General features: G+C 67.4%; 9 protein-coding genes. 7 read left to right on the forward strand and 2 right to left on the reverse strand.

Annotated features, from left to right (window positions below; translation table 11 throughout):
• Positions 1-117: 117 nt before the first annotated feature.
• Complete coding sequence (locus tag OG936_RS26900) at positions 118-2,289, reverse strand: RecQ family ATP-dependent DNA helicase (protein ID WP_406498063.1); 2,172 nt, start codon at positions 2,287-2,289, stop codon at positions 118-120.
• 110 nt (positions 2,290-2,399) lie between these two features.
• Here OG936_RS26900 and OG936_RS26905 point away from each other — a divergent pair, with 110 nt between their 5' ends.
• The 6 genes from OG936_RS26905 (at position 2,400) to OG936_RS26930 (ending at position 10,535) form a co-directional block, all read left to right on the forward strand.
• Complete coding sequence (locus OG936_RS26905; RefSeq protein ID WP_406498065.1) at positions 2,400-3,692, forward strand: DUF4192 domain-containing protein; 1,293 nt, start codon at positions 2,400-2,402, stop codon at positions 3,690-3,692.
• A 300-nt stretch (positions 3,693-3,992) separates the two neighbouring features.
• On the forward strand, positions 3,993-4,757 hold the full coding sequence (locus OG936_RS26910) for an NUDIX domain-containing protein (RefSeq protein WP_406500628.1): 765 nt from the start codon (positions 3,993-3,995) through the stop codon (positions 4,755-4,757).
• A 111-nt stretch (positions 4,758-4,868) separates the two neighbouring features.
• Positions 4,869-6,632, forward strand: coding sequence for an ATP-binding cassette domain-containing protein (locus OG936_RS26915; protein WP_406498067.1), 1,764 nt, complete (start codon positions 4,869-4,871; stop codon positions 6,630-6,632).
• 160 nt (positions 6,633-6,792) lie between these two features.
• On the forward strand, positions 6,793-7,680 hold the full coding sequence (locus OG936_RS26920) for a FadR/GntR family transcriptional regulator (protein ID WP_266749153.1): 888 nt from the start codon (positions 6,793-6,795) through the stop codon (positions 7,678-7,680).
• A gap of 323 nt (positions 7,681-8,003) precedes the next feature.
• Positions 8,004-9,551 (forward strand): RNA polymerase sigma factor, encoded by a 1,548-nt coding sequence (locus OG936_RS26925; RefSeq protein ID WP_383758854.1) that lies wholly within the window; start codon positions 8,004-8,006, stop codon positions 9,549-9,551.
• 153 nt (positions 9,552-9,704) lie between these two features.
• The gene (locus OG936_RS26930; RefSeq protein ID WP_406498069.1) at positions 9,705-10,535 is read left to right on the forward strand and encodes a S1 family peptidase; all 831 of its coding nucleotides are present in this window, start codon (positions 9,705-9,707) and stop codon (positions 10,533-10,535) included.
• A gap of 101 nt (positions 10,536-10,636) precedes the next feature.
• Here the strand turns inward: OG936_RS26930 and OG936_RS26935 are convergent, their stop codons facing one another.
• Entirely contained in the window at positions 10,637-10,870 is a 234-nt protein-coding gene (locus OG936_RS26935) for a hypothetical protein (RefSeq protein ID WP_024489001.1), read from the reverse strand.
• 436 nt (positions 10,871-11,306) lie between these two features.
• Here OG936_RS26935 and OG936_RS26940 point away from each other — a divergent pair, with 436 nt between their 5' ends.
• Positions 11,307-13,427, forward strand: coding sequence for a type IIA DNA topoisomerase subunit B (locus tag OG936_RS26940; protein ID WP_406498071.1), 2,121 nt, complete (start codon positions 11,307-11,309; stop codon positions 13,425-13,427).
• The last annotated feature ends 40 nt before the right edge of the window (positions 13,428-13,467 follow it).

Genomic DNA, 13,467 nt, shown 5'->3' on the forward strand with positions numbered 1-13,467 from the left:
AGTCCAATTCTTCCTGGCGTATCGGCGGGCGGCAACGAGCAATTGGCGCAGCTGACGGGAATCAGCCGGAATGACTCTGATATCCCTGCCCATGCCGTGCCCGGATGACGCCTCCCGTCACGCCTGAACAGCGAGGACCAGCGGAAACACCCCCTGTGCCCCGGCCCGGCGCAGCAGTCGCGCCGCCACGGCCAGTGTCCAGCCGGTGTCCGAGAGATCGTCCACGAGTAGTACGGGACCGTCCACCGTGGCCAAGGCGTCGGCCAGCTCGGGTTCCACGACCAGCGCTTCGTGCAGAGCCCGAACCCGCTGTGCGCTGTTGGTCTGCGAGACCCGCACACCATCGGCCTCCGGTGCATAGGTGACACTGCCCAGCAGGGGCATCCGGCCGGCCTCGGCGATGCCTCTGCCGAGCGACTGGATGAGCCGCGGCTTGCTGTGTGAGGCGATAGTGACCACTCCGACCGGTCGGGGTGCGGCGTCCTCACCCCGAGAGGCCCAGCCCCCGGGACCCTTGGCCCAGTCGGCCAGCACACGCACAACCGCGTTCGTCACGTCGTCCGGCACGGGGGCATCTGCCGTCTGCGCCGCCAGCATCGGACGCAGCCGGTTGCCCCAGCCGATGTCGGAGAGCCGACCCAGCGCACGGCCGGGGAACGACAGCTCTCCCGCGGGAATACGGCCCTTGAGGTCGACACCCACAGCGGCGAGACCGGTCGGCCACATCTTGCGGGGCTCCACCTCCACGCCGGGCCTGGCGAGCTCGCCCCGGGCCCCGTCCAGTGCCGCACCCGACACGTGGTCGTCGAAGCGGGCACCCGCGCAGTTGTCACAACGTCCGCATGCGGCTGCATTCTCGTCGTCCAGCTGGCGGCGGAGGAACTCCATCCGGCAGTCGGTCGTCGTTGCGTATTCGCGCATCGCCTGCTGCTCGGAGGCCCGTTGGCGGGCAACCCAGGCATAGCGCTCGGAGTCGTACACCCAGGGCTCACCCGTGGCGATCCAGCCGCCCTTCACCCGCCTGACGGCGCCATCGACGTCGAGCACCTTGAGCATGGTCTCCAGCCGGGTGCGTCTCAGGTCGACCAAGGGCTCCAGAGCCGGCAGCGAAAGCGGACGGCCCGCCTGGGTGAGAGCCTCGATCGTCCGCCGGACCTGCTCCTCCGGAGGGAAGGCAACCGATGCGAAGTACTGCCAGATCGCCTCGTCCTCCTTGCCCGGGAGCAGCAGCACCTCCGCATGGTCGACGCCGCGGCCCGCGCGCCCCACCTGTTGGTAGTAGGCGATGGGGGAGGCGGGGGAGCCGAGATGAACGACGAAACCCAGGTCGGGCTTGTCGAATCCCATGCCCAGCGCGGACGTTGCCACCAGGGCCTTGACGCGATTGGCAAGGAGGTCGTCCTCAGCCTGCTGGCGGTCGGCGTTCTCGGTGCGGCCGGTGTAGGACGCCACCGTGTGCCCGCACTGGCGCAGATACGTGGTGATCTCCTCGGCGGCCGCAACCGTCAGCGTGTAGATGATCCCCGAGCCGGGGAGTTCCTTGAGGTGATCGCCCAGCCAGGCCAGCCGGTGTGCGGCATTGGGCAGTTGAAGGACGCCGAGGCTGAGGCTCTCCCGGTCCAGCGGGCCACGCAGTACGAGAGCATCCGTACCCGCACCGGTGCCCAGCTGCTCCGCGACATCCGCGGTCACTCGCGCGTTGGCGGTGGCCGTGGTTGCCAGCACGGGTACGCCGGCGGGCAGATCGGCCAGCATGGTCCGCAGACGTCGGTAGTCGGGCCGGAAGTCATGGCCCCAGTCGGAAATGCAGTGCGCCTCGTCGACCACGAGGAGCCCGGTCGCAGCGGCAAGCCGGGGCAGGACCTGGTCCCGGAAATCGGGATTGTTGAGCCGCTCGGGGCTGACCAGCAACACATCCACATCCCCGGCCGCAACCTCGGCCTGGACGGTGTCCCACTCCTCCGTGTTGGACGAATTGATCGTCCGGGCGCTGATTCCTGCCCGGGCCGCCGCCGCGACCTGGTTGCGCATCAACGCCAGCAGCGGTGAGACGATCACGGTCGGCCCGCCGCCCCGCGCCCGGAGCAGCGATGTCGCGACGAAGTACACGGCGGACTTGCCCCAGCCGGTTCGCTGGACGACCAAGGCCCTGCGCTTGTCGGCGACGAGTGCCTCGATGGCCCGCCACTGGTCCTCCCGCAGCCGTGCAGCACCTGAGGTGTCCCCGACAAGTCGGGCAAGTACGGAATCGGCCGAAGCCCTGAGTACTGTGCGGTCTGCGTTGGTCATGCCCCCATGCAACCCGATGACTACGACAAACCGCGAACGACCCCGCACCCCTGTGGATAAAGTTATCCACAGGGGTCGCGGAATTTGGCCGCCCGCGGGACGGTCGTGCCATGAACCAGCACCACGAATCCAGCGGTCCGGTCGGCGAGCAGCAGATCACCCTGCGGGGGCCTGCCGAGCTTGCCGACGCCCTCCCGTATCTCATGGGGTTCCACCCGAACGACAGCGTGGTCATGGTCGCCCTGCACGGCGGCCGGGGCCGCTTCGGCGGGCGGCTCAGGCTCGGCATCCCTCAGTCACCCCAGGAATGGGCCTCCGTCGCCGAGCAGCTTGCCGAGTGTCTGATCAAGGGAAGCGAGCGGCGTGGCGAGCGCCCTGACGCGATCGTCATTTTCCTCTGCCAGGATCCGGCCCGGGGCGAGAGCGGCAGTCAGACGATGGAGCGGCTGCGGCCCCTTGCCCAGCGGCTGCGTACGGCCTGCGGTGCCCTCGACGTACCCGTACTCGAAGCACTCTGCATCTCTGGCGGCCGGTACTGGTCGTACTGCTGCCCGGACAGCCGCTGCTGTCCGACTGAAGGGAACCAGATGGCTCTGCCCGGTACCTCTGTGATGGCGGCCGCCGCTGCGTACGCGGGCATTCAAGTGCGCGGAACACTGCGGGAGATGGAGGCCAGGCTCGAACCGCTGAATACCGGGGCGGCGGCAGACCAGCAACGGGCACTCGACTCGGCCGGTGCCGAGCTGGTGCCGAAGATCCTCGACGAGGCGGGACGCAAGGACGTGGCCCGGGAGACCTTGGGACTCGCCCGAAGGCTCATGAAACGCATCAGGGAGGCGCCGGTGGCGGCGCCCTCCGCGTCGGACATCAATGACGACCGGTTGATCAGCCATGACGAGGCCGCCGCGGTGATCCTTGGACTGCAGGACCGGGAAACCCGCGACAAGGCCGCGGAATGGATGGAAGGGCCCGAAGCCGATTCCGCGTTGCGGCTCTGGCGGGCGCTGTCCCGTCGCTGTGTCGCCCCGTATGAGGAGCACGCCGCGGCGCCGCTGACCCTGGCCGGGTGGGTCTCCTGGTCGACAGGTGATGAACCGGGTGCACGGGTCGCACTGGGCCTTGCTCTGCGGGTGGACCCTGGGTACACCTTCGCTCAACTCCTGCACGAGGCGTGCAACCAGGGTCTCGACCCGGAGACGCTGCGCCGCTGCCTCCGGGGTGAGCGCAATGCCCGGGCGGGTCGGCGCCCACGCCCGGACCGGACGCGGCCCCGCAGCGTACGCCCGACCGCCACTCGGCGAAGGAAGACCCCTTCGGGCTCCGCTCGCCCCGAAGCGGCCATTTCCCGACGCCGGTCCGGGCGAGTCTCCCCGAGCCGTCGAGGGTCCAGGAGCGGTCGATGACTGCCATCCCTCGTCGCTTTGTGACACCTCTCCTCGGTGGTCCGGTACCGAGATCATCGCTCCTCACCGTGCGGGGAGCGCAGGCCCGGAGGGTGTAAGAGGAATCGAGGGTGTGCGGGACTCGGTGATCTACGGGGGGACGGTGGTCGGCGCCTCGGAGGTTCCCGGGCGGCGAGTGGAGTGATCAGGCCGGAGTAGTTGGGTCGCAGTAGTCGTGCCGAAGTGCGCGGCAAAAGTAGTCAGGCCTACGAGCATGGCGAAGGGAGTGTTTATCGTCAGGCAGACGACTATGATCACCGCATGTCGTCCTACGACCCGTCGACCTTCCCGCCCTTCGCTGTCACCGTCGACCTGGTTGTGCTCACGGTGCGCCGTCATGCGCTGTGTGCGCTGGTGGTGCGCCGGGGCGAGCCGCCATTCCAGGGGCGATGGGCGCTGCCCGGCGGGTTCGTCAAAGCCGATGAGGACCTCGGAGCCGCAGCAGCGCGCGAACTCGTCGAGGAGACCGGACTGTGCGCCCAGGATCCTGTAGCCCCGGCGGTCGGCAACGGCGCCCATCTTGAACAGCTCGCCACCTACGGCGACCCCGGGCGTGACCCCCGGATGAGGGTCGTCAGCGTCGCTCACCTCGCCCTGGCCCCCGATCTGCCGGCGCCGCGGGCCGGCGGCGATGCGAATAGTGCGCGTTGGGCGCCGGTCGAGGATCTACTGGGGCCGGAGGGCGGGCTCGGTCATGAGGGCGAGGACTTGACCCCGCTCGCCTTCGATCACGCGCAGATCCTTGCCGACGGGGTGGAACGGGCGCGCTCCAAGATCGAGTACTCCTCCCTGGCGACCGCTTTCTGCCCGCCGGCGTTCACGGTCGGCGAGCTTCGGAGGGTGTACGAGGCAGTGTGGGGAGTGGTTCTCGACCCGCGGAACTTTCACCGCAAGGTGACAGGTACGCCAGGCTTCCTGGTGCCTGCCGGCGGAACGACCACTCGGCAGGGCGGTCGCCCTGCCCAGCTATTCCGAGCCGGTGCGGCCACGGTACTCAACCCGCCGATGTTGAGGCCGGAAATCTGACCCTGCGGAACGCCCGCAACGTTGATGCTGCACCAAAAGTCGGATATGTCGCGTTATCTTGCTGTGGTACCGCCCTGCCGCCGAGCGGTCTCACCTTCCGCGAGAGAAGCGATGCTCCAGGCCATCGGACTCACCAGCGCCCCCCGCCGCGGCCTACCGGCCGCCGTGCACGACCTCACCTTCGAGGCCCGAGCAGGCCACGTCACCGCGCTTTTGGGTGCCCCCGGCTCGGGTAAGACCTCCACCCTCCGTCTGATGCTCGAACTCGACCCGGGACGAGGGGTCACCCACTTCAGGGGCAGACCGCTGCACCGTATTCCGCACCCGGCGCGAGAGGTCGGCGTGCTCCTCGGGGACGTACCGGGTCATCCCGCCCGCACCGTCCGCGGTCAGCTCCGTATGCTCTGCGCCGCCGCGGGTGTACCGGCATCCCGGGCCGACGAACTGCTTGAGGCCGTAGGTCTCGCCGGACTCCGGGATCAGCGCCTCGGCACACTCTCACCCGGTATGGACCGCCTGCTCGCCCTGGCTTCGGCACTGCTCGGCGACCCGCACACCCTCATCCTCGACGATCCCGCGGAAGGGCTCTCTTCGCGTGAGGAGTGCTGGCTGCACGGCCTGCTCCAGGCGCACGCCACCCAAGGCGGCACCGTTCTCTACACCACGACCGACCCCAAAGAAGCCGCGCGGGCCGCCGACCACGTGGTCACCATCGACGGCGGACGTCTTGTCGCGGACCAGAGCGCCGGCGACTTCTCGCGGACCCGTCTCCGCCCCCGGGTCGCGATCCGGACCCCGCATGCAGCGCGCCTCGCCGCCGTCCTGGCCCGTGAGGCCCGAGTGGCCAGGCGCTCGGTCGAGGTGGTTACCGAAGCAAGCGGCCGTCTCTCCGTCTACGGTTCCACCTGCGCGGAAATCGGCGACGCGGCATTCCGGCACGGGCTCCCCGTGCACCTACTCGCCGACGAGGTCGCCGACGCCGGTCCCGCATATCCCGCAGAGCCCACGGATCCAGCGGACCTCGGGGAAAGGGAGACCGAGCCCCGACCGGCCGCGCAGGCATCCGGCTCGGAGCTGCTCCCGCCGATCCGCTGCCGCTCGGCCCGCGGTCCGCTTCACCCGCTGCGCTACGAACTGCGCCGCCTCTTCGGTGTCAGAACAACAACCTTGGTCATGGCCGCCGTTCTTGTCGCTTCGGCCGGGCTCTCCCTTCTCCTCGCCCGCTCCGGCCATGCTCAGCTGCCGAAGGTGCTGGCGGGCTGGCCGTCGCTGCTGCCGCTGCCACCCGCGGCAGTCGGGGCCGGACTGATCGGTGCCCTGTCCTTCGGCGACGAGTTCCGCTATCCCGCGCTCGCGGCGGGCCGAGGCACCGTACCCCGTCGTCTGGGATTGCTTCTCGCCAAGCTGGCGGTGTCAGCAGGCGTCGCCCTGGTTCTCGCCGTGCTTGTCGTGTGGGCGTCCGCCGAAGCCATTCGCCTGGTATATGGCGACGATTTGATTAAGATGCCACCGAATTCGGCATTCCTGGGCGCGGGTTGGGCGGGACTGACCGTCGGCTACGCCTGGGCAGGCCTCTTGGCCGCCGGAGTGTTCAGGGTGACGACGGCCGGAGTCGCCGCTGTACTGGCCGTTCCTGTACTCGTCGTTCCGTTTGTTCAGCATGCGCTGGCGGGGTCGGCCGCCCGTCCGGTCGCCGGACTTCCGGGCAGGCTTCGCGAGTTGGTGTGGCCACGCTGGCCGTACGAGACGGATCGATGGGTGGCGGCTTTCGTGCGCGTGCTGGCACATCCCGTGGGCACCGCGCTGTCATTGTCGTTGTCGGCCCTGATCTGTGCGTATCTGTTCACCAGCCTTCGCGGCAGGGTTCGTTGGTGATCACAGAGTTGCGTCGGGCCGCTTCGAGCCTGGCAACTTCCTTGAGGTTGCCCGATTTCTGCCAATAAGGCGTCAATTGGGGGGCGGGTGCCGATCACCCTTTCGTGTGCTTTTCACCAAAGACCTCAAGGGCCGAGTGAGCGGCGCCGACAAAGGATGCGTGAGTACCCTTGCGCACACCATGATGACCGCCGCCCGCTCCGCCGACTCCGGCCTCGCCGGCCCGGGTGAACTCGACCGCTACCCGTATGCGGAGGCGCCGGCCGGCGAGCGCGCCCCTCTTCGCTCCTGGGACGGTCCCGATGCCGACCTCGGCCGGGCGGGCCGACGGGGCTCAGCCAGTCGGGGCCGCGGCCTCCACGGCCAACTCGTTCAGCAGCTGGGCCAGATGATTGTCTCCGGTGATCTGGGTGCCGACCGGCCCCTCGTGCCGGAAGAGATCGGTCAGCGTTTCGAGGTCTCCCGCACCGTCGTACGCGAATCGCTGCGCGTTCTTGAGGCCAAAGGCCTGGTCAGCGCCCGGCCCAATGTCGGTACCCGGGTCCGCCCTGTCAGTGACTGGAACCTACTGGACCCCGACATCATCGAATGGCGTGCCTTCGGCCCTCAGCGTGAGGACCAGCGTCGCGAGCTCGGCGAGCTCCGGTGGACGATCGAACCGCTCGCGGCCCGTCTCGCCGCAGGTCATGGTCGTGAGGACATCCAGCAGCGACTCGGCGACATGGTGGAGATCATGGGGCACGCGCTCGGGCAGGGGGACGGGATCACCTGTTCCCGGGCCGACGCGGAATTCCACTCCCTGCTCATCCAGGCAGCGGGCAATCGCATGCTCGAGCACCTCTCCGGCATCGTTTCCGCGGCGTTGCAGGTCTCGGGTGGTCCTGTCACGGGCTGTGACCGTCCCACCGAGGCGTCCCTAGGTCACCATGCACGCATCGTCGACGCCCTCGCATCCGGCGACTCGACCGGTGCCGAGGCGGCCATGCGTCAACTGCTCGTCGTCCACCCCGAGGTGGAACGGGTGGTACCCGCCCCCCGCGAGCACTGAGCGCAGCACGGCCAGGGTTACGAACCACGTGTCGCCGGGCCCCCACGGTCCGGCGGCACAATTGTGGTGGGATGTCACCCATGGTCACGTTCGTCGCAAATGAGGTGTGACTCGGGCCACGCGGATTGGGCGTAACACTCCTCGAAACAGTGCGATGACTTAAGAGGTGACCGCCGCGGAAGGAATACAGCAGCCATTCAGTGCGCTGTGCAGTTCTGAGGCCAAACCCGCGCCGTCGGTACATTCCCAGCCCGGCGGTCGTCGGATCCAGCCCTCTCCAGGGCCGGACCGGAAGCCGTTTCCATCGTTCCGAGAGGTTGTTCGTGTCGGCCAGCACATCCCGTACGCTCCCGCCGGAGATCGCCGAGTCCGAGTCTGTGATGGCGCTCATCGAGCGGGGAAAGGCTGATGGGCAGATCGCCGGCGATGACGTGCGTCGGGCCTTCGAGGCTGACCAGATTCCGCCAACCCAGTGGAAGAATGTTCTGCGCAGCCTCAACCAGATCCTCGAGGAAGAGGGTGTGACGCTGATGGTCAGTGCCGCGGAGCCGTCCAAACGTGCCCGCAAGAGCGTCGCAGCAAAGAGCCCGGTCAAGCGCACCGCCACCAAGACCGTCGCGGCCAAGACGACCGTGACCAGGACGGTCGCGGCCACTGCCGCCCCGTCGGCAGAGACCGTGGACGTGGTGGCTGACGACGCTGCCGCGGCCGGCCCTGCGAAGAAGGCAGCAGTCAAGAAGACGGCTGCCAAGAAGACCGCCGTGAAGAAAACGGCGGCCAAGAAGGCAACAACGAAGAAGTCCGGAAAGCAGGACGACGAGCTCCTCGACGGCGACGAGACGGCCGAGGAAGTAAAGGCCGGCAAGGGCGACGAAGAGGAGGGCGAGGGCGAGAACAAGGGCTTCGTCCTCTCCGACGACGACGAGGACGACGCACCTGCGCAGCAGGTCGCCGTCGCCGGCGCCACCGCCGACCCGGTCAAGGACTACCTGAAGCAGATCGGCAAGGTTCCCCTCCTCAACGCCGAACAGGAGGTCGAGCTCGCCAAGCGCATCGAGGCGGGTCTGTTCGCTGAGGACAAGCTGGCGAACTCCGACAAACTTGCGCCGAAGCTCAAGCGCGAGCTGGAAATCATCGCCGAGGACGGCCGCCGCGCCAAGAACCACCTGCTGGAGGCCAACCTCCGTCTCGTGGTTTCGCTGGCCAAGCGCTACACCGGCCGCGGCATGCTCTTCCTGGACCTGATCCAGGAAGGCAACCTCGGTCTGATCCGCGCGGTCGAGAAGTTCGACTACACCAAGGGCTACAAGTTCTCCACGTACGCCACCTGGTGGATCCGTCAGGCAATCACCCGCGCCATGGCCGACCAGGCCCGCACCATCCGTATCCCGGTGCACATGGTGGAGGTCATCAACAAGCTCGCCCGTGTGCAGCGCCAGATGCTCCAGGACCTGGGCCGCGAGCCCACGCCGGAGGAGCTGGCCAAGGAACTCGACATGACCCCCGAGAAGGTCATCGAGGTCCAGAAGTACGGACGCGAGCCGATCTCCCTCCACACCCCACTGGGTGAGGACGGGGATAGCGAGTTCGGTGACCTGATCGAGGACTCCGAGGCGGTCGTCCCGGCCGACGCGGTCAGCTTCACGCTTCTCCAGGAGCAGCTGCACTCGGTGCTCGACACGCTCTCCGAGCGTGAGGCCGGCGTGGTCTCGATGCGCTTCGGTCTCACCGACGGCCAGCCGAAGACGCTGGACGAGATCGGCAAGGTCTACGGCGTGACGCGAGAGCGCATCCGTCAGATCGAGTCGAAGACCATGTCGAAGCTGCGCCACCCGTCGCGTTCGCAGGTGCTGCGCGACTACCTCGACTAGGTCGTAGGAGTACACGGACCAGGAGAAAAGAACACAGGCCGAGGACCCGGATCCCGCAGGGGATCCGGGTCCTCGGCCTATCTGCGGGTGCGGTCCATGGCAGGTCGGATGACTCTGGGTGGGAAATGGTTCATCACAGAGTCAGGAGTGCGCATGTCCCGTAACGTCTTCCGCGCCATGAGCGGGGTGCTCGCCCTGGTGGCCGCCACGGCCGCGGTACCGCCCGGATCCTCCGCTCCGGCTGTTGCGGACAGCATCGTCATCGGTGGTCAGCCCGCACACGTCAAGGACAGCCCCTGGGTCGTCGCGCTGTCCAGTCGGGACCGTTTCGGCGATACGCGCGCTGGTCAGTTCTGCGGCGGCGTCGTGGTCGCACCGAAGAAGGTGCTGACCGCTGCGCACTGCCTGGGCAGGGAGGCGCTCGGAGCCGACATCGGCAATGTACGCGATCTACGGATCATCTCGGGCCGGGATGCCCTGCCCGGGACCGACGGGAAGGAGGTACCGGTCCAGGCCGCATGGAGCAATCCGCGATTCGACCCGCTCACGAACGCGGGGGACCTTGCGGTGCTCACTCTGGCCGATGCGCTGCCCGCGACGAGCGTGATCCCGATGGCCGAATCCGGTGACGCGGCATACGCGCCGGGTATGGGTGCCGTCGTCTACGGGTGGGGTGACACGACCGGTAACAGCGACTACGCGTCGTCGCTCCGCGCAGCCAAAGTGAGCGTCCTGCCGGACAGCTTGTGCGCGCAGGCTTACCCGGGCGGCAGGAATGGCACGTACGACGCCTCAGCGATGCTCTGTGCGGGCGAACTGCAGGGCGGGCACGACTCCTGCCAAGGCGACAGCGGAGGGCCACTGGTGGCCAGTGGGCGGCTCATTGGGTTGGTGTCCTGGGGGAACGGTTGTGGCAGGGCGGGAAGCCCCGGCGTGTACACCCGTATCTCTGCCGCCATCGACTGGATGCCGGCCGTTAATTGAACGACGACACCGCGTAGGCACGAGAATGGGCGGCTTCCTCTCGGGAAGCCGCCCATCGGCCGGTCCGGAACCTGGCCCTGGCTCGTCGTGGATGCGAGGTGTCAGTGTTGTTCCTCTTCGGCGGCTTGGGCCTGTACGGCCGTCAGCCGGTCCGTCTCATCCTGTATTTCCGCGGCGATCTTCTTGAGTTCCGGCTCGAACTTGCGACCGTGGTGGGCGCAGAAGAGCAGCTCACCGCCGCTGATCAGGACGACGCGCAGATATGCCTGGGCGCCGCAACGGTCACAGCGGTCTGCTGCGGTCAGCGGGCTCGCGGGGGTCAGAACAGTAGTCACGTCGCCTCTTCTCTAGCTCGACGAGCTGTCGTACCAGGGTCAACATCCAACCAGGCCGAAAACGTTCCCGCTCGTGGCATTTCTTCGAAACTTCTTCTCGAGATGACTGTCTGTTGCCGGTTGGCGGCGAATGTGCCGTATTGCGTAGCGCTACGGTTTCGCGTTGCTTGTCTTGTGTGGATCCTCCCGGCCGGCTTGCCGGTTTGTTCATGAGGACGTGCCCGGAGCCTAAATGGTTCATGCCTGGAAGGGAACGTGATGTGCGCGTCACTCCTGCGAGGGATCGAACGTGTATGCGAGGCTGGACTAGTGTGGGGGTTCTCGGAGGGTGGCGTTACAACCGCTCTACCAGGCCTCGGTACCCTCTCAGCGGCGACCGAAGCCGAGCCCGTTACCCACTTGGGCCTCAAATGAAATTCAGCGAGGAGCGAACCGCGTGACCGCCGATACGTCCGTGCCGTCCACTGCGCTGCTGACCGGAGCAGACCGAGACGGTTCCAACTACACCGCGCGGCACCTGCTCGTACTTGAGGGGCTCGAAGCGGTTCGCAAGCGTCCCGGGATGTACATCGGGTCCACCGACAGCCGCGGCCTCATGCACTGCCTCTGGGAGATCATCGACAACTCCGTCGACGAGGCTCTGGGCGGCTACTGCGATCACATCGAGGTCATCCTCCACGACGACAATTCCGTGGAGGTCCGGGACAACGGGCGTGGTATCCCGGTCGATGTCGAGCCCAAGACGGGCCTGTCCGGCGTCGAGGTCGTGATGACCAAGCTGCACGCCGGGGGAAAGTTCGGTGGCGGCTCGTACGCCGCGTCCGGCGGTCTGCACGGCGTGGGCGCCTCCGTGGTCAACGCGCTCTCCGCCCGGCTCGACGTCGAGGTCGACCGCAACAGCGCGACCCACTCGATCAGCTTCCGCCGCGGAGTCCCCGGCATCTTTACCGAGCAGGGGCCGGACAGCCCCTTCGACCCGGCCAACGGCCTGCTCAAGGGCAAGCGGGTACCGAAGGCGCGCACCGGAACCAGGGTGCGTTACTGGGCGGACCGGCAGATCTTCCTCAAGGATGCCAAGCTCAACCTGGAGACGCTCCACCAGCGGGCGCGGCAGACGGCCTTCCTCGTCCCCGGTCTCACGATCGTCGTTCGCGACGAGCGTGGTCTCGACGACCAGGGCAAGACCGAGGAGACCTTCCGCTTCGACGGTGGAATCAGTGAATTCTGCGAGTACCTCGCCCAGGACAAGGCGGTCTGTGATGTCCTGCGGCTGACCGGCCAGGGCACATTCAAGGAGACCGTCCCAGTCCTGGACGAGCGTGGTCACATGACGGCGACCGAGGTCACCCGTGAACTCGTCGTCGACATCGCCATGCGCTGGGGCACCGGCTACGACACCAATCTCAAGTCCTTCGTCAACATCATCGCCACCCCGAAGGGCGGCACCCATGTGACGGGATTCGAACGCTCCGTGACCAAGACGGTCAATGAGGCGCTGCGGTCGGCCAAGCTTCTCCGCGTCGCCGAGGACGACGTCGTCAAGGACGACGCGCTGGAGGGCCTCACCGCGGTCGTCACCGTACGGCTGGCGGAGCCGCAGTTCGAGGGCCAGACCAAGGAGGTGCTCGGCACCTCGGCGGCCAACCGGATCGTTGCCGGCGTCGTTTCCAAGGAACTCAAAGCGTTCCTGACTTCGACGAAGCGTGATGCCAAGGCCCAGGCCAGGGCGGTCCTGGACAAGGCCGTGGCGGCAGCGCGCACGCGCATCGCCGCTCGTCAGCACAAGGACGCACAGCGCCGCAAGACAGCGCTGGAGTCCTCCTCCCTGCCGGCGAAGCTCGCCGACTGCCGCAGCGATGACGTGGACCGCAGCGAGCTCTTCATCGTCGAGGGCGACTCCGCGCTCGGTACGGCCAAGCTTGCGCGGAACAGCGAGTTCCAGGCGCTGCTGCCGATCCGGGGCAAGATCCTCAATGTCCAGAAGTCGTCCGTCTCGGACATGCTGAAGAACGCCGAGTGCGGTGCGATCATCCAGGTCATAGGGGCCGGGTCGGGGCGAACCTTCGACATCGACGCCGCCCGCTACGGGAAGATCGTCCTGCTCGTGGACGCCGATGTCGACGGTGCGCACATCCGCTGTCTGCTCCTGACCCTGTTCCAGCGCTACATGCGGCCCATGGTGGAGGCCGGCCGGGTCTTCGCCGCCGTGCCCCCGCTGCACCGGATCGAGCTGGTCCAGCCCAAGAAGGGCCAGGACAAGTACATCTACACGTACTCCGACAATGAGCTGCGCCAACGGCTGTTGGAGCTGCAGCGGAAGAACGTCCGGTACAAGGACTCGATCCAGCGTTACAAGGGTCTGGGCGAAATGGACGCCGACCAGCTGGCGGAGACCACGATGGACCCTCGGCACCGCACCCTGCGGCGGATCAACATTGGTGATCTGGAATCGTCGGAGCAGGTCTTCGATCTACTGATGGGCAATGACGTGGCACCGCGCAAGGAGTTCATCGCCAGCTCGGCCGCCACTCTGGACCGCTCGCGCATCGACGTCTGAGCGTTGCCGTCTCCACCCGTGGGTGGAGACGGCAACGCCA

Origin of the sequence: Streptomyces sp. NBC_00846 (assembly GCF_045207325.1) — a bacterium.
Lineage (GTDB): Bacteria > Actinomycetota > Actinomycetes > Streptomycetales > Streptomycetaceae > Streptomyces.

What these genes read in the sequence shown, in the direction of transcription:
- OG936_RS26930 (WP_406498069.1), top strand. Translation starts at nt 9,705, where the DNA reads ATGTCCCGTAACGTCTTCCGCGCCATGAGCGGGGTGCTCGCCCTGGTG.
- OG936_RS26915 (WP_406498067.1), top strand. Translation starts at nt 4,869, where the DNA reads ATGCTCCAGGCCATCGGACTCACCAGCGCCCCCCGCCGCGGCCTACCG.
- OG936_RS26905 (WP_406498065.1), top strand. Translation starts at nt 2,400, where the DNA reads ATGAACCAGCACCACGAATCCAGCGGTCCGGTCGGCGAGCAGCAGATC.
- OG936_RS26900 (WP_406498063.1), bottom strand. Translation starts at nt 2,289, where the DNA reads ATGACCAACGCAGACCGCACAGTACTCAGGGCTTCGGCCGATTCCGTA.
- OG936_RS26910 (WP_406500628.1), top strand. Translation starts at nt 3,993, where the DNA reads ATGTCGTCCTACGACCCGTCGACCTTCCCGCCCTTCGCTGTCACCGTC.